The organism is Sphingomonas sp. CCH10-B3 (assembly GCF_001556185.1).
GTDB lineage: Bacteria > Pseudomonadota > Alphaproteobacteria > Sphingomonadales > Sphingomonadaceae > Sphingomonas > Sphingomonas aquatica.
Genome location: NZ_LSIJ01000021.1, coordinates 1 through 21064 on the forward strand (window position 1 = coordinate 1; position 21064 = coordinate 21064).

Here is a 21064-nt window from a genome sequence, read left to right on the forward strand (position 1 = left end):
CTGACGATGGCCCACGGCCACAGCCGAAATTACACCACCTTGACGGACGCGACCGGCATGGCTGAATGCTGGGCTAGGATGCAAGCTGCGGTACCCAACACCAGCATTGCGCGCGCGTTCGATTGAGCGAGCACCTTCCGCCTTGGCCGATCAGTATCGCTGATAGGAACGCATGCCGGAAAGACGGATCGAACTAGGACATAAATGGGGATCATTGGATATGGCGCTCAGACGGGACGGAGGTGCGTTATGACCCCGAATGGTGCATCGTTGGGCTCGAAAACATTGCTGTGCGTCCCAATCAGGGCACATTGCACTGTGCGTTGACGCCGTGAACCTAGCCAACCCGCTTTGCCAAATCCAACTCAACAGCCGGTACCTGCTCCATCGTCGCCTTCCTGTCTGACTTATTCGGAGAAGATCCCGTAAAGTGGAGACCCCTCCACCACATTAAATGCGCCCTTTTCCGACCGCTTGTCACTTGCCCATTGGCGGTCGCCTCACTTTGAAAGCCACGGCAACTATGGACGGTAGACACGACTGCATTGGTATGACCTGTTCGATAGCCTCGCGGACGCGGCACCCTGCTGGAAATGAACCCGTCGCCCGACAGCAAACCTGTTTGATCGCCTGCTATCACCGCCGACACACCGGAATGATGCAGCCGTCTTAGTCAACCCAGCGCCAATAACACCGATCCCAGTCATCGCCACTAATTGGAACGACCCGCCAGCCCAGCCCTTCCGCATGGGTAGCCCAGCACCGAACCGAGAAGCCCTCGTTCGCCAAATTGCCCCACGAGGGGATCCAAGCGCCTACCAATGGCCTGGCGGTCGCCTAAAACACTGACAAGCCTACTCGTGTGGGGCAGTGCCTATTCGCATTCCAATTGCATCGCGCAACATTGGCAGGACGTTGTGCTCGAACCATGGGTTACGTTTCATCCAGCCCATACTGCGCCATGATGGATGCGGAAGCGGAAAGTAGTGCGGCAGGTACTGGTGAAATTTACCAACACGTTCAGTCAGCGATTGTTTTTTGGCCTCGACCAAGTAACGCTGCTGTGCATAGCTGCCAACGAGCAGCGTCAATCGCGCGGGTGGAAGCACGGCCATGACGCGATCATGCCACATTGGTGCACATTCGAGGCGCGGCGGCAAATCGCCACTGCTGCCGGTGCCGGGATAGCAAAAGCCCATCGGCACAAGTGCGACCTGCGCGGGATCGTAAAAAATATCGGGCGTAAGCCCCGTCCACTCGCGCAGCCGCTCGCCGCTTGCGTCATCCCAGGCAATGCCGCTCTCATGGACGCGCGCGCCGGGCGCCTGACCGATGATGACAATTGTGGAGGTTACGCTGAACTGAACGATCGGGCGCGGTCCGGCTGGCAGATGCTCAGCACACAGGGTGCACGCTTGAATGTCTTCCAGCAAGCAATCGGACGATCTCATAACAGGCGTCCCGCTACCTCCGGTCCACGGACGAGTTTGCGGCAAGATAAGCAATAATGTCGCGCCGTTGCGCGGCGTCGGAGACAGTCGAAAACATTTTCGAGCCTGGCGCCATTTTTTGGGGTCCCTGCAGCCATAAATCGATCCGCGCCGGCGTCCAAACGCCGGTCAATTTCTTGAGTGCCGGAGAATAAGCATAGCCTGGTGCCGTTGCGATCCGACGTCCAATGAGACCGCGGTGCGCCGGGCCGATACGGTTTGCCTCGATGGAATGGCATCCGCCACATTTTGCTCGATAAAGCGCCTGGCCATTTGCGAGATTGCCCACCGCTTGCGCCGGCGCGGCGGTGGGGGCAAACACCAGTCCGGCCCCGGCCAGGATCGCGCAAACCGCGACCCCGGCCTCGATGCGTTTGCGACTTGCCATATCAGCCGAACAGATACGCAGATTTGGGCATCGCGCCGCCCGCCGCGTTGTTGAGAATGGCCCAGTGAACCGCTTCGTCTGTGCTAAGTTGCGCGAAGAGATGTGCCAGCTTGTGGTCCTGCAACGCAGCGATCTGGCCGACATAGGCGTTCGTCGCGCCCTGTTCGAGGCCGGCAGCAAACTTAATGACATCGCCTTCGGACTTGAGCGCGCCGATGTTAAGTGCCGAAATATACTCGGCATCGGTCTTGGGTTCGACAGGCTTTGCACCAGCCGTCGCGATCAGCTTGGCAAGTGAATCGCGGTGCCCCTCGTGATGGCCGAGGAAAACCAGTGCAACGTCGAGCACGCCCTTGCTGAGCAGCCCGCTTCCACCGGCAATGCGATAGGCAGCGATACCTTCATGTTCAAGTGCAAGAGCACCCTGCATCACGCCAACATCTGAGCTGTCGGTATCGCCGCGGCGCGCAATCTTGCGTGGCGCGGCCAGCAACGGTGCGTCAAGGGTGGCGAGCCCAAGCCCAGCAGCGGCAATTCCAGCTGAACGGAACAGGGCACGGCGGGACTGGACGGCAACTTCATTTTCATTGGACATGAGATTTCCCTCTGTTGGAGTAGTAAATTACCCGCGCGCTGTGCGCCGGGATTCAAGTCGAAACGGAGCCAATCGGGTCGCCCGAGATCAGGCCTGGGTGTAGTATTTTTCTGAGACGATCTTGCCGTCCTGCCAGGTGCGCACGAGCGTTTCGTGCCAGATGATCGGGCTGCCATCACCGGCCGTCATCTTGAACGTCCATTCGCTCGCCGAGAAATTGTCCCCGACGGCCTGGCCGTGCAACGTCGCGCTTTCGAAGCTCTTCAGGCTCGCGAAAAAGCCTTCAAGATGTGCGCGCTCTGCGTCCTTCGACGTGCGGCTTGCGCCATCGGGTTCGATGAATACGCAATTGTCGGCATAGTACTGGTCGATCGACTCAAGGATTCTGCCCTGAGCGGTGAGCGCGTTTGATGCGCTTTCGGCAGCTTCTATTGGATTGGTCATTGGCTTTTCCTTCGGATTGAATGTGATTGAAGACTGAGTTGGGCCGGTTCGCTGGGGGCGGCGAACCGGCCCGTTGGGGTCGCCTAAACAAACAAGGCGCTCCGCGAACGCATCAGCGGGAGATCATTTTCGGTCCCCGCGATATGGTTGAAGTAGTTCGTGAAAATGCTGAGTGTGATGTTCGCGACAGTCTCGACACCGGCCTCATGATCGAAACCGGCGTGGTGAGCGTTGCGAGTTGAGCTGCCGTTGTCTGGCCACGTAGGCGAACGACTTCGCATGCGACGCCCGACAGAGCGGCGGTCTTGGGATATGACGATCCGCCAATCAAATTCCTGGCCATTTCGTCGGACGAAAGACCTGCTCCCTTGCCGCGTCCCGAATGCACCGAAGCGCAATAATCGCACACATTGGCACCGGCGACAGCGAGCGCAATCTGCTTGCGGTTCACATTTGACAGGCTTCGTGCGGCGAGTGCTCCGGCAACTCCAAGATAACCACTTCGCCCGGCCGGTGATTGCGCCATGGTGGCAAGAATATTGGGCAAGCCGCCGGTCTGTTTCTTGACCGCATTTAGCAGGTCTTGGGTTTTCGACGGCGCAGACGCGGCATCAGTCTGGGGAATGGTCTCCACGACAAATCTCCGTGCAGTTCCTGGCGAAGGGTTAGCAAGTCCGTCGACGCTTGATTGCGCGTCGGTGGGAGGTAACGCAATGCGGTGGTGTCATTTTGCGACTTCTGGTCAATTCGTTGGGATGACCTGCAACGTTTCGCGAATAGTCTTGTGGACTTAACGAGCGCCGGTGCTAAGCAACCAGCATGACCGATGTACTCAGCGACGTGCTCGACACAGTAGCACTGAAAGCCACAATTTACTTTCGCACCGATTTTTACCCGGCGTTTAATATCGCCGTCCCTAGCTACAGGCGTGCAGCGCGCTTTCACCTAGTGGTACAAGGGACGTGCTACGTCACCCTCGCTGATGGGACGCGCACAAAGTTGCGAGCTGGCGATCTTGCCCTTGTTCCCGGCGGCGCTGGCCATTTGCTGTCGAGCAGCGAAACCGTTGAAGGGCAACCGCTTGGCGATGTCATACAGCAAGCAGGCTTCACCGGTTCGGGGCCGTTCATCGTCGGGAGCGGCGAAGCCGGCGAATCCTGCCAAATGGTATGCGGCCATTTCTCCTTTGCCGATGGTGCAGACCACCCGTTGCTACGTTCGATACCGGACTTGTTGCATGTTACCGCAGCGGACCGTGCATCACGGCCCATGCTTGACGACGTTCTGCGCCCTGCTTGTGCGCCGCATGTTTGAGGGCGAACCGGGAGCCACAGCTAGCGTCAGCCGCCTGTCCGAGGTGCTGTTCATCGAGGCGATACACGCCGGCATCGCGCAGGCGCCCGAAATCAGCCGTTTGATTTCCGCTGTCTACGACCCTCAGATCGGCAAGGCACTCAGCCTCATTCACGGTGATGTCGCCCATGGATGGACTGTCGAAAGCCTAGCGGCGGACGTGGGGATGTCGCGCAGCCGCTTTGCCGAGCGCTTTCGCGAGCTGGTTGGCAGTGGCCCGATGGCCTATATAGTGGACTGGAGGCTTCAGCGTGCGCTCAACCTACTCGCGGAAAGCAATGTCCCGATAAAGACGGTTGCCAATCGCGTTGGCTATCGCTCGGCTGCCGCTTTCACGCGCGCGTTTTCAGAGCGCTTCGGCTGTTCGCCCAAAGAGCGAAGGATGAGCAGCAACGCAGCGTAGAAGTGGCGAAGCCATCGCGGTCGACCGCATAAACTAATTCTTGCTTTTGCTTAATCAACTCGTCGAGCCTGTTCATGACTTTTAGAATATTGATGTATTTTCCCGAATTCAAACTATTGATAGGCGATCTAATCAGCCGGTGACGAAAGATACGGCAAATGCTGCATCTGAGCAATAGGGTGGTGCATGGGCGTCAGACCTGAATACGCCTAGGGTCCCGCATCCTCGAGCAATTCCAGTCGCCGCGTGAAGTTATCAGGCTCCCCGTCATGCAACTCGAGAAAGCGATTGGCCTCTTTGACAATCCGCGCCTCTACCACCGCTTCGCGGTCGATTTTTGCCTGGGCGTGGAGCCACTCGGTGACTTCCAGCCAATCCCAGAGAGGACTGTTGGAGGTGACGCGCGCAACCGGACTGGGGAAGCCCGAGCCCCGTTCCGCCTTGGTATAGAGCGAGATCGCCTGACGGGTGAGGCCTGAGCGCTCGGCAATATCACTGAGGTTCACCAGATAATCCGGCTCGACCCGTTCGATCTTGGCACCCGTTTGGAGCGTATCCTTATAAGCGGTTGTAACAGCTTTGGAAAATGACACAGCTTCACGGGCGAACTCGGCGATGATCACGCCCTTCTGGAACGAAAGCGTCGCGTCGTCGCAACCGGCCTCGAAGAAGCGATCTTCGTAGCCGTCCGCCTCGGGATCGAGGCCGGAGGCTACAATGGTGAACTCATGCGTCTTCATCTCACTCACTCCGCTTGCCCGTGCGGGCACCGCGCCACATCCCGTCGTATAGCCTTGGCATGGTTCTCCGCATTACGCGGCGTGCTCCACACCGAGACCATGCAACCGTCCCGGTCAGCCCAAGCGCAGTAGAGCCGCCCCCAGGCGTGGCCACTGATCGGAACGACCCGCCAGCCCAGCGTTTCCGCATGGGCAATAGCCGCTTCAATCTCCTTGTTCGGATGGCGTGGCCTAGCCATTCAACCGACCTCCATATCGCCTATATGTTGACATTTGTCAACGGTGTTTGCTGTGACGCTTTTGTTGCACTGCCGTGTTGCTCCGCTGCGTTCATCGTGGGCCAAGAGGCGCAGCAAGCCGTGGGCTGGAATCAGACCCGGCGTTGCATTGGCCTATGTCGATAGGAGTGACTGCAGCTTCGCGTCCCACGCATCGAGAGCGGTGCGCTTCTCATCGTCATATCTGTAGCGGTTGTAGATCCCCGCGACCCCTGCCCTTGTTCCGCTGATATGGTTGAGTACGCTTTCTGTCACCTCGACGGGGACTCTCAACGACTGGAGATGGGTTGCGCCGGTTCGGCGGATATCGTGCAGCCGCCAGTTCGGAACCTCCACCTCTGCTGGGTCACCGCCCTCCTCGACCTGCTTCGCCTTCAGATACGCAATCATGTCCTTGTGGAGCGCTGCTCGCCCCTTGAAGAAACCCGAGACGGGGGTCGTGCCAGTGGTCGTGAATACGAGGCCCTTCCGCTTCGGACCCAGCAGCTGGAGCTCTGCGAGGGCGAGGCTCGTCAGCGGTATGACGTGTTCCTGATCATTCTTCGCCCGATCGGCCGGCAGGGTCCACCGGCGCGCATTCAGATCGATTTCAGACCAGTCCATCTCGGCAACTTCCTGACGCCGTTGCATCGTTAGGATCAGCATCCGCACAAAGGGCCCCCACGGCCATCCGGAATTCTCGGTCGCCCTCCACAAGGCCACAACCTCGTCGTCACTGAGCACCCTGCGTCGCGATGGAACGGCCTTCGGAGCCTTCATCCCGGCCAGCGGCGAGACATCGATATCCTGCCGGTCGGTCGCCCAATTGAAGAACTTGCGCAGGAGCGAGTGGATCTCCTTGCGCCGCGCCGGGCGATCGGAATACTCATCCAGCACCTTCACGATGTCAGCGCGGGTGATCTCATGGACGGGGCGGTTGCCCCAGCGCGGAATAAAAACGTTGTGGATCGTGCAATTCGCCGAGCCCCACGTCCCCCGCCAGTTCGGCTTGAGATAGAGCTCGACGAACCTCTCGCTGTAGGTCCGAAAGTTCAGCGTCTCCTTTTTCCGCTTCGCTTCACGCTTGGCTTCAACCGGGTCGATCCCCTGATAGACCAAGACCAGCAGCCGCTCGGCTTCCTTGCGCGCCGTGGCCGGCGTCCAGGGACTGCCGACAGGCCCAATTGTCTTGCGGCGCGCAGGCCCGCCGTCGACCCGATACTGGAACACAAAGGACTGTGCTCCTCTTGGCGTAATGCGAAGTCCGAAGCCCTTCAGCCGGGGGTCCCACACGTAAATGTCGCGGTGCGGGTCCGGTGTAACGGATTGAATGGTTCGCAATGTGATTGACTGATTGGGCATGATCTGGCGCTCGTCCACGTAATCGCCACGTAATCAGATGTCGGGATTACGCTGGCGTAGCGAAGGGTAATCCACGGCGGATTTATTCCAACCGTTTCAAGCCCTTGAGCGTAGTTTGGCGTAGTATTGGAAAGGAACGAAAAGGGCACAAAGCTCCGCTCTTAATCAGCGGGTCCTTGGTTCGAGCCCAAGTGCGTCCACCATAAAACCATCGACATCGTAATCGACCGCATCGCAGCAGATCGCAGCGCCGCTATTGCCGGATATTGCCAACAGCGCATTATTCGGGCTGGATCGGTTCTGGATCATGAAGGGGTTGAGTCGGTCATGCAACAAGCGTCGACTTCTGCGATTGTTGCGGTGCCACAGATCAACCCCATCGTCGACCGCCGTGACTGGGAACGGATGCGTGCCGACGTTCTGTCCGACCCCGGCGCCTTCCACGGCGCCATCGCCGCGCAAGCAATACACTGGTTCATTGCCGACGTCGGCGACGCCGGCGCCTGGCTGGCGAAGGGCAGCGACGGGCAATGGACTGGCTGGGACGCGCAGAGCGGCGCGCCGATCGCCCCCGATCTGCCGCCAGACTTCGCCCCTTGGACAACTGCATTCGACGGGTCGGCACCGCCGCACTGGCGCTGGTTCGTGGGCGGGCGGACCAATGCCTGTTTCAGCGAAGTCGACCGCCATGTGCTGACCGGGCACGGCGACGAGACCGCCTTGATCTTTGAGGGCGACCGTTGGGACATGTCCGCCAATGGCGGCAACGGCGCGCCAGTCGATTGCTTTTCGGTCTCGCGCAAGCAGTTGCTGCTGGAGACGGCAAAATGCGCGCTGGCCCTGCAGGCGCTCGGGCTGAAGGCAGGCGACCGCATCGCGCTCAACATGCCGAGCATCGTTCCGCAAATCTATTGGACGGAGGCCGCCAAGCGGCTCGGCATCGTTTACACGGCGGTGTTTGGCGGGTTCAGCGACAAGACGCTGTCGGACCGGATCTGCGACGCCGGTGCGCGAGTGATCGTCACGTCCGACGGCAGCTATCGCAACGCGCAGGTCGCCGCTTTCAAAAACGCTTACACCGATCCGGCGCTCGACAATTATGTGCCGGTCGCAACCGCGCTGTCGATTCTGGCAGACACCGATCTCGGCCTCCCGGAAGCCGACGCGGCCACGATTCTCGACACCGTCAGGCAGACGCTGGCGGGCGAAGTGTCGGTCGAGCGGTCGGACGTGATGCGCGGTGTCGGGCGGGCGCTAATCACGCTGGGCAGCGAAGGGCGGATCAGTTCGGCGGATGCCGCCCGCATCCGCATCGCCATAGCCTCCAGCCTAGTGACGCTGCCGCCGCGGGTCGAAACGGTGATTGTGGTGCGACACACCGCCCAGCCCGACATGATCTGGCGCGAGGAGCGCGACCGCTGGAGCCATGAACTCACCGATGCTGCGCTCGAGACGCTGTTAGCCGGCGCGCGCGATGCCGGTTTTGCGGTGACTTCGCAGGCGGAATTGCTGGCGCTGCCCGACCATGATTTCGTGCGCGCGATCTGGGCCTCGTCAAGGCCGCTGCCGGTCGATGCCGAATTCCCGATGTTCTTCATCTACACCTCCGGATCGACGGGCAAGCCGAAGGGCATCGTCCACGTCCATGGCTATGCCGCCGGGGTCGCGCACACGATGAAAGTGGCGTTTGATGCCCGGCCCGGGGATACCTTGTTCGTGGTCGCCGATCCGGGCTGGATTACCGGGCAAAGCTATCTGATCTGCGCGCCGCTGATGAGCCGGGTGACGAGCCTGGTGTCGGAAGGATCGCCAGTCTTTCCCCATGCGGGGCGCTTCGCGTCGATGATCGAACGGCACCGCGTAACGATCTTCAAGGCCGGGGTGACGTTCCTGAAATCGGTGATGTCCGACCCGTCGAACCTCGCCGACCTGCAGCGCTATGACATGGGGCAGTTGCGCGTTGCGACCTTCTGCGCCGAGCCGACATCGCCGTCGGTGCAGGCATTCGGCATGCAGCATGTCACGCCGCAATATATCAACAGCTATTGGGCGACCGAGCATGGCGGTATTGCCTGGACGCATTTCTATGGCAACCGGGATTTCCCGCTGAAGCCCGATGCGCATGCCTTTCCCCTGCCCTGGATTGTCGGCGATGTCTGGGTGGAGGATGCGGACGGGTCGGGGAACGCCACGCCGTTTGCGCGTGCCGCTGGCGATGGCGTGCCCTGGCGGCGCGCCGAAACCGGCGAGAAGGGCGAGATCGTCATTGCCGCCCCCTACCCTTATCTCGCGCGCACCATCTGGGGCGATGTCGGCAATTTTCAGGTCGAAAATGGCAGCGTAAGCGCTGGTTGGCGCGGCGATGTCAGCCGCTGGATCGATGGTTACTGGAAACGCTGGCAGGGCGTCTGGGCTTATACGCAGGGCGACTTCGCCATCGCCCACGACGATGGTTCCTTCTCGCTCCACGGCCGCAGCGACGATGTGATCAACGTTTCGGGCCACCGCATGGGGACCGAGGAAATCGAAGGCGCGGTGCTGCGCGACAAGGCGCTCGACCCCGATTCCCCTGTCGGCAATGTCCTTGTCGTCGGCGCGCCGCACCGCGAGAAAGGGCTGACGCCGCTGGCCTTTGTGGTGCCGGTCGCGGGGCGCAAGCTAACGATCGACGACAAGCGCCGCCTGTTCGAACTGGTGCGCAGCGAAAAGGGCGCGGTGGCGGTTCCCGCCGATTTCATCGCGGTGTCGCAGTTCCCCGAAACCCGCAGCGGCAAGTACATGCGCCGGATGGTCCGGGCGCTGGTCGAGGGTGGCGATATCGGCGACGTGACCACGCTGCGCAATCCCGAGGCGCTGACCGAAATCAAGGCCGCAATCGACGATTGGCAGCGCAAGCAGCGAATGAGCGAGGAGCAGTCGCTGTTCGAACGCAACCGCTATTTCCTCGTCCAGTATAATAATGTCGCGCCGGGCAAACGCGTGGCGACCGTGACGGTCACCAACCCGCCGGTCAATGCGCTCAACGAACGCGCGATCGACGAACTGGTGGTCGTTGTCGACCAGCTCGCGCGCAAGGACGATGTCGTCGCGGTGGTTTTTACCGGTCAGGGCACGGCGTCGTTCGTGGCGGGCGCCGACATCCGCCAGATGCTGGAGGAAATCCACACGCTCGACGAGGCGATGGTGCTCCCCAACAACGCCCAGCTCGCGTTCCGCAAGATCGAGACGATGGGCAAGCCGTGCATCGCCGCGGTTCAGGGCGTGGCACTGGGCGGCGGCATGGAATTTGCGCTCGCCTGCCATTACCGCATCGCCGAGCCGACCGCGCGCTTTGGTCAGCCCGAAATCCGCCTGCGGCTGCTGCCCGGCTATGGCGGGACGCAGCGGCTGCCACGGCTGCTCGCGGACCGGCATGGCGCGGACGGCGTGCGCGACGCGCTCGACCTGATCCTCGGCGGGCGCAGCATCGACGCCGCGGCCGCTGAAGTGATCGGGCTGGTCGAGGCAGTGGTCGACGGCGCCGAGGATGCCCTGAGCGCGGCCCATGCCGCTGTCCGGGCGTTTGTGAAGGATGGTCCCGCCAGTCCTCTGGGGGCGGCTTATGCAGCGCGACAGGCCGCGACCAAAGAATGGGAAGCGGCATCGTCAGTCGATCTCGACGCGGTGCTCAACGATGACTTTCTGCAGCGAATCCGTCGCCAGCTTGACTGGGCCGGACGCGGCCGGGCGGCGGCACGCGCGCTCGAAGCGGTGCGGACCGGGCTCGAACAGGGGATGAGCGCAGGGCTCGCGCGCGAGGCAGCATTGTTCGCCGAAGCGATCATCGACCCGGACGGGGGCAAGACCGGCATCCGCCAGTTCATGGACAAGGTCAGCCCGCCCCTCCCCGTCCGCCGCGACGGCGTCTGGCTCGACGACGAGCATGAACCACGCGGCAAGGCGCTGATCGAAGCTGGTGATCTGCTCCCCGTCGGCGCACCCTTCTATCCGGGCGTCACGCCGATCCCGCCCTGGCAATATGCGTTCGGCATTGCCCGCGATGCCGAAACCGGCGCGCCGCGCTTCGGCCCGCCCGCCAGCCATGAGCGCGAGCTGATCGTCAAGGTGCCCGAGCCTGCACCGAACGAAGCCTTGCTCTACATGCTGACCAGCGAGGTCAACTTCAACGACATCTGGGCGCTGACCGGCATTCCTGTGTCACCGTTCGATGCCCATGAGGAAGATGTCCAGATCACCGGATCGGGCGGCATTGCGCTGGTCGCCGCGCTCGGCAGCGAGACGCGCGCCGAGGGCCGGGTGAAAGTCGGCGATCTCGTTACAGTCTATTCAGGCACCAACGATCTGCTGAGCCCGGCAGTCGGCAATGATCCGATGTACGCCGATTTTGCGATCCAGGGCTATGAAACCGAAACCGGCAGCCATGCGCAGTTTCTGGCGGTGCAGGCGCCGCAGATGCACGCCATTCCCCCCGACCTGACACTCGAGCAGGCCGGCAGCTATGTGCTCAACCTCGGGACGATTTCGCGCTGCCTGTTCACGACATTGCAGATCGCGCCGGGGCGGACTTTGTTCGTGGAAGGGGCAGCGACCGGCACCGGGCTCGATGCTTTGCGCAGCTCGGTACGGACCGGTCTTCAGGTCACGGGTCTGGTCTCGTCGCCCGAGCGCGCAGCCTTCATCACGGGTCAGCAAGGCGCGGTCGGTACAATCGACCGCAAGGATCCGCGCTTCGCCGATCTGTTCACGACGGTACCCGAGGACGCCGAAGCAGCGCGGGCGTGGGAAGCGGCGGGTGCAGCGTTGATTGCCGAATATCAGGCGCTGAACGGTGGCAAGCTCGCAGATTATGTCGTCAGCCATGCCGGCGAAACCGCGTTTCCGCGCAGTTTCCAATTGCTGGCCGAAGGCGGGGCGCTGGCCTTTTATGGCGCGTCATCGGGCTATCACTTCAGCTTCATGGGCAAGCCGGGCAGCGCGCCGCCCGAGGAAATGCTGCGCCGTGCCGCTGTGCGCGGCGGCGAGGCGGTGCTCCTCTATTATGGTCCGCGATCGGCGGAACTGCTCGACGAAACCGGCCTTGAAATGATCGAGGCCGCACGGCGCTTCAACGCGCGCACTGTGGTTGCGACCACAACCGACGGTCAGCGCGAATTCCTGCAGTCGCTGGGGCTGGAGGATGCGATCGAGGGCATCGTCAGCCTTGAGGCGATCCGTCGGCGCGAGGGGGCCAATTTCCTCTGGCCCGACACGATGCCGCGCCTGCCCGATGCCAAGGCCGACATCGAAGTCTTCAAGGCCGCCGTGCGCGACTATCAGGACCGGGTGATGAAGCCGTTCGGGTCTGCCGTGGGCAAAATCCTGCGGTCGCCCGACAATCCGCGCGGCAGCCCGGATGTCGTCATCGAACGCGCCGGGCAGGACACGCTAGGCGTCTCGACATCGTTGGTGAAGCCTTTCACTGGCCGCGTGATCTTTGCCGAAGATCTCGCCGGCCAGCGCTTCACCTTTTATGCGCCGCAAGTGTGGACGCGGCAACGCAAGATCCTGATGCCGACCGCGTCGATCCTCGGCACGCATCTGTGCAACGCTTTCGAAGTCGCGCGCATGAACGACATGATCGCGGCCGGTCTGCTCGAAGTCACCGAGCCGCAAGTGGTCCCCTGGCATGGCCTGCCGGAAGCGCATCAGGCGATGTGGGAAAATCGCCATTCGGGCGCGACCTATGTCGTCAACCATGCGCTGCCCGAGCTGGGATTGCGCAGCCGCGATGCCTTGCTCGAGGCCTGGGCAGCGGCCAGTTGAGCGGCTGGCCCGCCGAAACGAAGGGGAATCAAGGCGGTCCGCCCGATCGCCGTTGCGCTTTTGCGCGCGGGTGCGATATGCTCGGCTTCGCCCTCCCCAGGCATTGCAATCATCGTTTGCGGACTGCGTCGATCCGCTAACCGTTACCTGGAGAGAGTCATGGCCAAAGCAACGACCGCCCCCGACCGCTCGCTCGCCAGCAGCGGCAGGCTTGCAGGCAAGATCGCCGTGGTGACGGGGGCAGCGGGCAATCTCGGCGGCCATATCGTGCGCCATTATCTGGCCGAAGGCGCGACTGTCGTGATGACCGGGCGCACCCCTGCCCGCACCGACGCCGCCGCGGACGCCATTCGCGCCGAAACGGGCGTCGATGCATCGCGACTGGCGACTGTGGCGCTCGACGGCGGCGATCCCGAGTCAGTGCGCGCAGCCATCGCCGACATCGTCAAACGCTTCGGTCGGATCGATATTCTGGTCAACAATGCCGGCTCGGCAGGCCCGAAACAGCCGATCGAGCAATTGCCGCTCGATGCCGCCGAACTCGCGGCGCTGCAAAAGGCGGGATCGACCGATAATGAAACCGTCGGCAACGCGATCCGCAACATTTTCGGTGTTGCCTGGAACGTGTCGCGCGCGGCGGCGACGGCGATGACGGAAGGCGGTTCGATCATCAACGTGTCGACGATCTTCTCGCGCACGCCCTATTACGCGCGCGCCGCTTATGTCGTGCCGAAGGCGGCGATGAACGCCTTTTCGCGCGAACTGTCGCTGGAACTCGGCCCGCGCGGCATCCGCGTCAACCTGGTCTTCCCCGGCCCGATCGAAAGCGAACGCATCCGCAGTGTCTTTGCAACGATGGACAAGATGCGCGGCGACGATGCCGGCACCACTGCCAACCAGTTCTTCGACATGATGTCGCTGGAACGATCGACCGGCGGCAATGCCAAGGCCAAGACCTTTCCAACCCCGACCGACATTGCCACGACGTGCGTCTTTCTGGGTAGCGACGAATCCGCCGCCTATAACGGCCATGATTTCGAGGTGACGCACGGGATGACCGTGCGCAAGGAAGAGCGCGCGACCTATCTCTCGCGCCCGACCATGCGATCGATGGACGGCGCGGGTCTGGCGGTGCTGATTGCTGCCGGCGACGGCTGGGAACAGGCGCTGGAAATGGCCAATATCCAGATTGCTTGCGGCGCCCGGGTGCTGCTGGGGCTGACGCGGCAGGCCGACGTCGCAATTGCGCAGGCGCGCGCCAAGGCCGAAGGCGCCGACGACCGGCTGACCATCATCCGGTTCAACCGCACCGAACCCGCCGCGATGGAAGCGGCGCTCGAATCCTACACCACCGAAAACGCACCGATCACCGGCGCGATGTTCATGCCGGTGCTGGGGCCGGGCGAGCTTGTCGGCGACTTGGTCGATGCGACCGACGAAGATGTCGAGCGCTTCATGGATGTCGAGCTCGCTGGCAGCATCGCGCTGGCGCGGACGCTCAGCCGTTATTGGAAGCGGCACGACAGCCTGTTGCAGGAACCGCGCTTCGTGTTCCTGACCAACCCGAGCGACGGCAAGGGCGACGTCTATGCACAGATGCTGCGCGCGGCGACCGAACAGCTGATCCGCATCTGGCGCGACGAATCCGAGATCGACGTTGGCCATGGTCGCCGGCGGCAGGCGGAATGGGGGAACCAGATCGTCCGGTTCGGCAATATCGAAGGTGAGAACACGCGTTTCACCGCCGGGCACGCGGCGCGGATCCTGCTGAAGGAAAGCAAGATCCGCGAAATCACGCTCTACGTGCCCACCAGCATCGGCGACGCGACCGGCTCGCGCAAGGCGATGCCGGGGTTCAGCGAGAACATCACCGGGCTGCATCTCGGCAAGGTGGCGCTGATCACCGGCGGCTCGGCGGGCATCGGCGGCCAGGTCGCGCGGCTGCTCGCGCTGGCGGGCGCCAAGGTGATGATGGTCGCCCGGCGCGAAAGCGAACTGGCGGTCGCGCGCGCGCGGATCGTGTCCGAGCTGGAGGACATCGGCTTTGCCGGGGTCGAGCGCCGCGTGCAGACGCTGGCCAATGTCGATGTCAGCAATTTCGACTCGCTCAAAGGTGCCGTCGATGCGACGCTGAAGGCATTCGGGCGGATCGATTACCTGATCAACAACGCGGGTGTCGCGGGCGCCGAGGACATGGTCGTCGACATGGGCGTTGACGCCTGGAACTACACGCTCGACGCCAATCTGGTGTCCAATTACTTCCTGATGCACCACGTCGTCCCGCTGATGAAGGCGCAAGGGTCGGGCTATGTGCTCAACGTCTCGTCCTATTTCGGCGGCGAGAAATATCTCGCGGTCGCCTATCCCAATCGCGCCGATTACGCTGTGTCGAAATCGGGCCAGCGCGCGATGGTGGAAGCGATGTCGCGCTATCTGGGGCCGGAAGTGCAGTTCAATGCGATTGCGCCCGGTCCGGTCGATGGTGACCGCTTGGCGGGGACCGGCGGCAAGCCCGGACTGTTCGAACGGCGCGGCAAGCTGATCCTTGAAAACAAGCGGCTGAACGCTGTTCATGCCGCATCGGTGAAGGCGCTGCGGCGCGGCGTGCGGGTCGAGGCGCTGCTGACGCGGCTCGCGCGTAACGACACGGTTCGCATGTCGCACGACACCAATAATCCGCGCGAGATCCGTGATCTGGCATTAGCCTGCGCGCGCGAAGGCGATGGCGTGTGCACCTGGGACCAGTATCTGCTGACCCCGGCCATCGCCGCGGCGCTTGTTTCGCGCTTGCGCCAGGGTGGCTATTTCCTCGACGCGCCCGGCTGGGCTGACCGGCCCGATACGCCAGAGGCGAACAGCAGCTGGCTGCTTCGCACACCGCCCGAAAATGTCCCCTTCCTGCCCGCTGACAAGATCGCGGTCGAAGCCAAGAAGGTCGGCAGCGGCGTGCTGTCGAAGCTTCACCTCGGCAAGATGCCGACCGAAACGGACGTGGCGCAGGCGACGGTCTTCTTCCTCGCCGACCGCGCGGTCAGCGGTGAGACCTTCATGCCGTCGGGCGGCCTGTCGGTCGAACGCTCGACCACCGAGCGCGAGCTGTTCGGCAGCCCCAAACAGGAGCGGCTCGATCAGATGCGCGGCAAGACGGTATGGATCGTCGGCGAGCATCTGGTCGATTACATCGCCGAGACCGCGCGCAGCTTCATCAACGAATGCCAGGTCGCACGCGTGGTGCTGATCACCCGGACCGAAGCCGGGTTCGACGCGCTGAAGGCGGCGCTCGACGATGTGCCCGCCACCGCGCTACAGTCAATCGTCTGCGGCGAGACAATCGAGGCAGCGATGGACGCAGCAATGACGCAATGGGGTCGACCGACCACCTTGCTCTCGACTCCGTTCGAGGCGCTGCCCCAAAAGCTGTTCGCGACCGACGATCCGCTGACCCCGGAGGCATTCCGCGCCGTGGTGGCGAACAATCTGACCAACCACTTCCGCGTGGCGCGCAAGGCATCGCTTTATGATGATTGCCAGCTCGTGCTCGCGTCGCCCGACGTCGCGATGGGCGATACCAGCCCGGCATTTGCGCTCGCCAATTTCATCAAGACGACGCTGCATGCCTTCACGGCGACGCTGGCGGTCGAGAATGAGCGGCTGGTGCACGATGTGCCCGTCAACCAGGTCAATCTGACCCGGCGCGTGCAATCCGAAGAGCCGCGCAATCTCGACGAGCATCTCGAAGAAGTGAAGCGCTTCGCGCGCGCGGTGCTGCTCCTGGGCGCTCCCCTCCCCGATGCCGAGGATTCGCGGTACCGCGCGCGGATCTATCGCGGCATGTCGATGACCGTGTGATGCACTATCTGCCCTTCGAAAAGCCGATCGAAGCGCTGGCGTCGCGCGCCGCGGCGCTCCGTGCGGCGGGGGGGCATGAAGACGAGGTGGCAATGCTCGACGAGCGGGCGACGCGCCAACTCGTCGATCTTTATGCGCGGTTGACGCCGTGGCAGCGCACCCAGGTCGCCCGGCACCCCGACCGGCCGCACCTGCGGCACCTTACCGCCGGCCTGTTCGACGAATTTCTGCCGCTGGCCGGCGACCGCGCCTTTGGCGACGACCCTGCGATCATGGGTGGCTTTGCGCGGTTCGCGGGGCGGCGTGTGATGTTGATCGGCCATGCCAAGGGCGAGGACACCGCCTCGCGCCTGCACCACAACTTCGGCATGGCCCGGCCTGAGGGGTATCGCAAGGCGATCCGGCTGATGGACTTGGCCGACCGCTTCGGCCTGCCGGTCATCACGCTCGTCGACACCCCGGGCGCGTTTCCCGGAATCGATGCCGAGGCCCGTGGGCAAGCCGAGGCGATCGCGCGGACGACCGAGAAATGCCTGTCGCTCGGCGTACCGCTGATCGCTGTCATCGTCGGCGAAGGAGGCTCGGGCGGCGCAGTGGCGCTAGCCGCTGCCAACCGAGTCCTGATGCTCGAACACGCCGTTTATTCGGTGATCTCGCCAGAAGGCTGCGCATCGATCCTGTGGCGCGGCGCCGATCGCGCGCCCGATGCGGCCGAGGCAATGAAAGTCACAGCGGCGGACTTGCTGCGCCTGGGCGTCATCCACCGCATCGTTTACGAGCCGAAGGGCGGCGCCCACCGCGACCATGCCGAGGCGATCAAGCGTCTGACGCTGGCACTCAACGCCGAACTGGACGCCTTGACGCGGCTGACGCCGGGGGAGCTTCGGGTTGAGCGGCGAAACTACTTCCTTCGGCTCGGCCGCAGTTAGCGCCGATGGCGCCTGACCGAAGCGACGCTCGGCCCAGATTGGGGAACTTGCCTCCGGCCCGCTTCCATCGGCGACGCGGCGCTGTAACGCTGCGGCGCTAGCGGCGGTGGTTGGGGGAATTCCAGTGGGGCAATCGATGGAAACGCGTTTCGGCCGAGCCTTGGCGCGGGCCCATCCAGCCGTTTTCACGCTGGTCGCCGGCATGGCCGGCTTTTGCGCCTATTCGGCGATGTATTCGTTTCGCAAGCCCTTCACCGCCGCGACTTACGAGCAGGTGGCGGGTTGGCCGTTCGTGCTCGATTACAAGATCGCGCTGATCCTGGCGCAGGTCGCTGGCTATGCGCTGTCGAAGTTCATCGGCGTCAAGGTGATTTCGGAGATCGATCCGCGTCGCCGCGCCACCGCAATCCTTGCGCTGATCGGCCTGTCGTGGCTCGCGCTGATCGGCTTTGCGCTGATCCCCGCACCGTGGAACGTCGCGATGCTGTTCCTGAACGGCGTGCCGCTGGGGATGATCTGGGGCCTCGTCTTCGGCTTCATGGAAGGGCGGCGCGTGTCCGAAGTGCTGGCGTCGATGCTGTGTGCGAGCTTCATCGTCTCGTCGGGCGTCGTCAAATCGGTCGGCACCTGGTTGATGCAGAGTGTCGATGTCGATCGTTTCTGGATGCCTGCGGCCACCGGCGCATTGTTCCTGCCGTTGTTGCTCGGCTCGGTTTGGGTGCTGCGCCGCCTGCCCCCGCCCAGCCCGGCTGACGAAGCCGCGCGTGTCCGTCGCGCGCCGATGACGGCGGCGGAACGCGCAAGCTTCCTGCGCGCCTTTGCGCCGGGAATTTTCGCGATTGTCGTAGCCTATGTGCTGCTCAATGCCTTTCGCGATTTCCGCGACAATTTCGCCCCCGAAATCTGGACCGCGCTTGGCTATGGCGGCCAGGCTGCCGTGTTTTCGCTTAGCGAGTTGCCGGTTGCGCTGTTCGCGCTGGCGGGGCTGGCGCTTGTCATCGTCATTCGCGACAACCGGCACGCGCTGGCGGTCATCCACGCGATGATGGCGGGCGGTTTCGCGCTGGTTGGGCTATCGACGCTGGCGTTTCAGGCGCATCTGATCGCGCCACTGCCGTGGATGATCCTCGCTGGGTCTGGGCTCTATCTGGCCTATAATCCGGTCAACGCCGTGCTGTTCGACCGGCTGATCGCCGCGAGCGGTCGCGTCGCGAATGCCGGCTTCCTGCTGTATGTCGCGGACTCGTTCGGCTACCTGGGCAGCGTCGCGCTGCTGCTGTGGCGGAATTTCGGGCAAGCATCGCTCGACTGGCTGCAGTTCTTCATCGCGGCCGCCTATGCGACCAGCATCGTCGGAACCGTGCTGACGATCTTTGCCGGGATCTACCTCCACCGGCGCACGGCAGCCCTTGCGGCGGCGCCGTCAGCCGCTGTGCCCGCGCAGGGTTGATCGAAGTCGAGGGCAATCGATCGGTAGCCGCCGCGAAGGCGATGATGGCGTGAGGAGATTGAAGTGCAGCACAGCCGTTACGACGTGGCGATCGTCGGCACCGGAATCGTCGGGCTGGCGCATGCGTTGGCGGCGGTCCGGGCGGGGTCGCGCGTTGTTGTCATCGATCGTGACGCGCAAGCGAATGGCGCGTCGATCCGCAACTTCGGGTTCGTGACGGTCACCGGGCAGGAGCAGGGCGCGGTGTGGCGCCGCGCGCGCCGCTCCCGCGACATCTGGCTCGAGATTGCCGGACCCGCCGGAATCGCGATCGAGCATCACGGGCTCGCGATGATCGCGCAGCGACCCGAAGCGCACGCCGTCTGCGCGGCGTTTCTTGCGACTGACATGGCCGAGGGATGCGCGTGGCACGACGGCGCAGCCGCCCGCCGCCTGCTGGGCGACATCCATCCCGCGCGGCTTGAAGGCGTGCTGACGAGCAGCGTCGATATCCGCGTCGAATCGCGCACTGCCATCCCCAAGCTCGCGGCTTGGCTGCACGAGCGGCACGGCGTCGCCTTCTTGCGCGGCGTCGCTGTCCGGGAGGTCGCTACTGGTGCGGTGCAGACCACCCTAGGGACAATCGGCGCCGACACCATCATCGTCTGTCCGGGCGATGATCTCGTCACGCTCTTCCCTGATGCGCTCGCCGGCATCACGCGCTGCAAGCTCCAGATGCTGCGGCTGGCGGCGCCCGGCTATCGCTTGCCCGCCGCGATCATGTCCGACCTCAGCCTGGTCCGCTATCTCGGCTATGCCGCGCTGCCCGCGACAACACCCCTGCGCGCGCGGCTCGACGCCGAACAGGGCGATCACCTCGCACAGGGCATCCACCTGATCGTCACTCAGTCAGCCGACGGCAGTCTGGTGGTCGGCGACAGCCACCATTATGCGCCGACCCCGGACCCGTTCGGCGATGCGCGCGTCGAAGCGTTGATTCTCGACGAATTCCGCGCGGTTTTCGGCACCGTGCCGCCCGTGATCGAGCGCTGGACCGGGACCTATGCCTCGGCCGATCGCCACAGCCATGTCTGCCAGCCGCTGCCCGGCGTGCATCTGGTCGTCGTGACCAGCGGCACCGGCGCGTCGACGGCCTTTGCGCTGGCCGAGGAAGTCCTTGCCAAAATTGCCAACGAAGGAAGTGCCGCATGACTCATTCGGTGAAAGCTGTGGTGCTCGACTGGGCCGGCACGATGATCGACCATGGCAGCCGCGCGCCAGTGCTGGCGCTGCAAATGGCCTTTGCCGAGGCAGGGCTGAGCATCACGGAGGCGGAAGCGCGCGCCGACATGGGGCGGGCCAAGCGCGATCATATCCGCGCGCTGCTCGCCATGCCGCGGATCGCCGCTGGCTGGCAGGACCTGCATGGTCAAGCGCCGACCGAGGCCGATGTGAGCGCCCTGCATGACGCGGTCGAACCGATGATGCGCGTCACCGCCAGCGATTGTGCCGCGCTGATCCCCGGCGCGGCAGCGCTCGCGGCGCAACTGCGCGACGTGGGCATTCGGATCGGCTCGTGCACGGGCTACACCCGTCCGATGATGGCCGACATCCTGCCGCTCGCCGCCGAGCAGGGCTATGCGCCCGAAGTCGTGATCTGTTCGGGCGAAACGCCGGCGGGCCGGCCCTCCCCGCTGATGCTGTGGAAGGCGCTGGTCGAACTCGGCACCTGGCCGGCCTGGGCGTGCATCAAGGTTGATGATGCGCCCGTCGGGATTGGCGAAGGGCGCGCGGCAGGCGCCTGGACGGTCGGAGTTGCTGCCTCGGGCAATAGCGTCGGGCTCGATTATGAAGCACTCCACGCGCTTTCGCCCGAAGACCGCGCCGCCGCGATCGCACGTTCGGCGACGGTGCTGGACCAGGCGGGCGCCGATTATGTCATCGACAGCGTCGCTGATCTCTGGCCGGTGATCGACACGATCGCCCGCCGCATCGACAATGGCGAGCGCCCTCGCCCCTGACC

At 63.5% G+C, this 21064-nt stretch carries 15 protein-coding genes; 8 read left to right on the forward strand and 7 right to left on the reverse strand.

Annotation, left to right across the window (positions count from 1 at the left end):
- Positions 1 to 854: 854 nt before the first annotated feature.
- The 5 genes from AX672_RS04700 to AX672_RS18140 form a co-directional block, all read right to left on the reverse strand.
- On the reverse strand, positions 855 to 1433 hold the full coding sequence (locus tag AX672_RS04700; protein WP_331711170.1) for a uracil-DNA glycosylase family protein: 579 nt from the start codon (positions 1431 to 1433) through the stop codon (positions 855 to 857).
- 31 nt (positions 1434 to 1464) lie between these two features.
- On the reverse strand, positions 1465 to 1878 hold the full coding sequence (locus AX672_RS04705; protein ID WP_066649002.1) for a c-type cytochrome: 414 nt from the start codon (positions 1876 to 1878) through the stop codon (positions 1465 to 1467).
- Position 1879: 1 nt separating this feature from the next.
- Positions 1880 to 2473: a ferritin-like domain-containing protein gene (locus AX672_RS04710; RefSeq protein ID WP_066649005.1), complete on the reverse strand. Its 594-nt coding sequence runs from the start codon at positions 2471 to 2473 to the stop codon at positions 1880 to 1882.
- Between the two features lie 87 nt (positions 2474 to 2560).
- A complete protein-coding gene (locus AX672_RS04715) occupies positions 2561 to 2917 on the reverse strand; it encodes a nuclear transport factor 2 family protein (protein ID WP_066649008.1) in 357 nt (118 codons plus the stop codon).
- Between the two features lie 112 nt (positions 2918 to 3029).
- A complete protein-coding gene (locus AX672_RS18140) occupies positions 3030 to 3551 on the reverse strand; it encodes a carboxymuconolactone decarboxylase family protein (protein WP_082730379.1) in 522 nt (173 codons plus the stop codon).
- A gap of 185 nt (positions 3552 to 3736) precedes the next feature.
- Between AX672_RS18140 and AX672_RS18500 the strand changes: the two genes are divergently transcribed.
- A complete protein-coding gene (locus tag AX672_RS18500) occupies positions 3737 to 4231 on the forward strand; it encodes a cupin domain-containing protein (protein ID WP_168727335.1) in 495 nt (164 codons plus the stop codon).
- Positions 4224 to 4673, forward strand: a complete 450-nt coding sequence (locus tag AX672_RS18145; RefSeq protein WP_066649014.1) for a helix-turn-helix transcriptional regulator — start codon at positions 4224 to 4226, stop codon at positions 4671 to 4673. Before AX672_RS18500 ends, AX672_RS18145 begins: the two co-directional genes overlap by 8 nt.
- Before the next feature lie 209 nt (positions 4674 to 4882).
- On the opposite strand, the gene AX672_RS04730 is transcribed toward AX672_RS18145, so the two are convergent.
- Positions 4883 to 5413, reverse strand: coding sequence for a helix-turn-helix transcriptional regulator (locus AX672_RS04730; protein WP_066649017.1), 531 nt, complete (start codon positions 5411 to 5413; stop codon positions 4883 to 4885).
- 392 nt (positions 5414 to 5805) lie between these two features.
- Positions 5806 to 7050 carry a tyrosine-type recombinase/integrase gene (locus AX672_RS04735; RefSeq protein ID WP_082730382.1) on the reverse strand — a complete coding sequence of 415 codons (1245 nt, stop codon included), beginning with the start codon at positions 7048 to 7050 and terminating at the stop codon, positions 5806 to 5808.
- 309 nt (positions 7051 to 7359) lie between these two features.
- Here AX672_RS04735 and AX672_RS04740 point away from each other — a divergent pair, with 309 nt between their 5' ends.
- The 6 genes from AX672_RS04740 (at position 7360) to phnX (ending at position 21062) form a co-directional block, all read left to right on the forward strand.
- On the forward strand, positions 7360 to 12834 hold the full coding sequence (locus AX672_RS04740) for an AMP-binding protein (RefSeq protein ID WP_066649020.1): 5475 nt from the start codon (positions 7360 to 7362) through the stop codon (positions 12832 to 12834).
- Positions 12835 to 12993: 159 nt separating this feature from the next.
- The gene (locus tag AX672_RS04745; protein ID WP_066649024.1) at positions 12994 to 16683 is read left to right on the forward strand and encodes an SDR family oxidoreductase; all 3690 of its coding nucleotides are present in this window, start codon (positions 12994 to 12996) and stop codon (positions 16681 to 16683) included.
- A complete protein-coding gene (locus AX672_RS04750; protein WP_066649026.1) occupies positions 16680 to 17612 on the forward strand; it encodes an acetyl-CoA carboxylase carboxyltransferase subunit alpha in 933 nt (310 codons plus the stop codon). The genes AX672_RS04745 and AX672_RS04750 overlap by 4 nt, the downstream gene beginning before the upstream one ends.
- 136 nt (positions 17613 to 17748) lie before the next feature.
- Positions 17749 to 19062: a DUF5690 family protein gene (locus tag AX672_RS04755; protein ID WP_066649027.1), complete on the forward strand. Its 1314-nt coding sequence runs from the start codon at positions 17749 to 17751 to the stop codon at positions 19060 to 19062.
- 63 nt (positions 19063 to 19125) lie between these two features.
- The gene (locus AX672_RS04760; protein WP_066649028.1) at positions 19126 to 20253 is read left to right on the forward strand and encodes a TIGR03364 family FAD-dependent oxidoreductase; all 1128 of its coding nucleotides are present in this window, start codon (positions 19126 to 19128) and stop codon (positions 20251 to 20253) included.
- Positions 20250 to 21062: a phosphonoacetaldehyde hydrolase gene (gene phnX / locus AX672_RS04765; protein ID WP_066649030.1), complete on the forward strand. Its 813-nt coding sequence runs from the start codon at positions 20250 to 20252 to the stop codon at positions 21060 to 21062. The genes AX672_RS04760 and phnX overlap by 4 nt, the downstream gene beginning before the upstream one ends.
- Positions 21063 to 21064: the final 2 nt, after the last annotated feature.

Bases quoted from the DNA above. Each gene is read 5' to 3' on its own strand.
- AX672_RS04730 (WP_066649017.1), bottom strand. From the start codon at position 5,413: ATGAAGACGCATGAGTTCACCATTGTAGCCTCCGGCCTCGATCCCGAG.
- AX672_RS04715 (WP_066649008.1), bottom strand. From the start codon at position 2,917: ATGACCAATCCAATAGAAGCTGCCGAAAGCGCATCAAACGCGCTCACC.
- phnX (WP_066649030.1), top strand. From the start codon at position 20,250: ATGACTCATTCGGTGAAAGCTGTGGTGCTCGACTGGGCCGGCACGATG.
- AX672_RS04710 (WP_066649005.1), bottom strand. From the start codon at position 2,473: ATGTCCAATGAAAATGAAGTTGCCGTCCAGTCCCGCCGTGCCCTGTTC.
- AX672_RS04740 (WP_066649020.1), top strand. From the start codon at position 7,360: ATGCAACAAGCGTCGACTTCTGCGATTGTTGCGGTGCCACAGATCAAC.
- AX672_RS04755 (WP_066649027.1), top strand. From the start codon at position 17,749: ATGGAAACGCGTTTCGGCCGAGCCTTGGCGCGGGCCCATCCAGCCGTT.
- AX672_RS18145 (WP_066649014.1), top strand. From the start codon at position 4,224: ATGTTTGAGGGCGAACCGGGAGCCACAGCTAGCGTCAGCCGCCTGTCC.
- AX672_RS04705 (WP_066649002.1), bottom strand. From the start codon at position 1,878: ATGGCAAGTCGCAAACGCATCGAGGCCGGGGTCGCGGTTTGCGCGATC.
- AX672_RS18500 (WP_168727335.1), top strand. From the start codon at position 3,737: ATGACCGATGTACTCAGCGACGTGCTCGACACAGTAGCACTGAAAGCC.
- AX672_RS04745 (WP_066649024.1), top strand. From the start codon at position 12,994: ATGGCCAAAGCAACGACCGCCCCCGACCGCTCGCTCGCCAGCAGCGGC.